Here is a 1,246-nt window from a genome sequence, read left to right on the forward strand (position 1 = left end):
TATGATAAAAAAATACCTTACAAAAAAAGGAGAGACTAGATATCTCTTTCAAACATATCTGGGTATAGACCCTGCCACTGGAAAAGAAAAACGTACAACACGCCGTGGTTTTAAAACCATAAAAGAGGCAAAGGCTGCCGAACGTGACCTCCTCTTAGACGTTGAAGAGAACGGTTTTTCAAATAATGAAGATTTCCAGAACCCTACTTTCGCTGAAGTCGCTGAGTTGTGGCTTGATAGCTATAAGAGCACTGTGAAACCAACAGCCTATCAGAACGTTAAGAAAAAACTTGATGTTATGATTGACTTGTATTTTACAGATATGAAAATCCAGCAGATCAGTGTAGCTTATTGTCAAAAGGTTGCTATCAAGTTAAGTAATCGCTATATCCTCTATGCCAATTACTACTCTGTCATCAGCCGTATTTTCAAGTATGCCACTTCTCTTGATATTATTAAGTCAAATCCTTTAGACAAGATTATCAAGCCTAAAAATAGACCCTTAAAGGGCAAAGAAAACTACTATACAAAACAGGAGCTAACGGAGTTTCTTAAAGTTTGCAGAGTAGATTGTAAGCCTGTAGAGTATACCTTTTATCACTTACTAGCTTTTACTGGTTTGAGATGTGGTGAGGCTCTTGGGCTCATGTGGTCAGATGTTGACTTTGAAAATAAACGATTAAGCATTTCTCGAACAGCTGTCGTTGTTAATAAAAAACAAACTGTTCAGGGCCCTAAAACCAAAATGAGTAAGAGGGTTATCACTTTAGATGATGAAACTCTAAATATATTAAAAATCTGGAAGCGTCAGCAAATAAAAGAATATTTTCGGGCTGGCGTACCTTACAAACATGATTCGAATTATATCTTTACGAATAGTTTCGGAGGATGGATTTCTCCTTCAGCTGTTAAAGAGAGACTTAGAAGATTCTTTTGTGAACATAAGGATGTCAAAAAAATCACTCCTCACGGTTTCAGGCACACACACGCTTCTCTCCTCTTTGAAGCAGGTGTTACAGCCAAAATCATTTCAGACAGATTAGGTCATAACAATGTTCAAACCACTCTTGATATGTACACCCACATCAATGATAATCAACGTTTTGAAGTCGTTGATCAGCTCATGGATTTCATCCGCTCCAGCTAAAAGTCATGCCGTATTCAATCTCGTATTCACTTTTGGTTGACCTACTGAAAACCCACTGATTTCAAGGGACTAGGAAGACGTGAGCAGTTTATACCATAA

General features: G+C 37.6%; 1 protein-coding gene. It reads left to right on the plus strand.

Features of this window, described 5'->3' with window-relative positions; genetic code table 11:
* A partial coding sequence (locus tag WKI42_RS10400; RefSeq protein WP_368081880.1) for a site-specific integrase occupies positions 1-1,147 on the plus strand: 1,147 nt, incomplete at its 5' end.
* Positions 1,148-1,246 lie beyond the last annotated feature (99 nt).

Source organism: Streptococcus pseudopneumoniae (genome assembly GCF_038148935.1).
Taxonomy (GTDB): domain Bacteria; phylum Bacillota; class Bacilli; order Lactobacillales; family Streptococcaceae; genus Streptococcus; species Streptococcus pseudopneumoniae_U.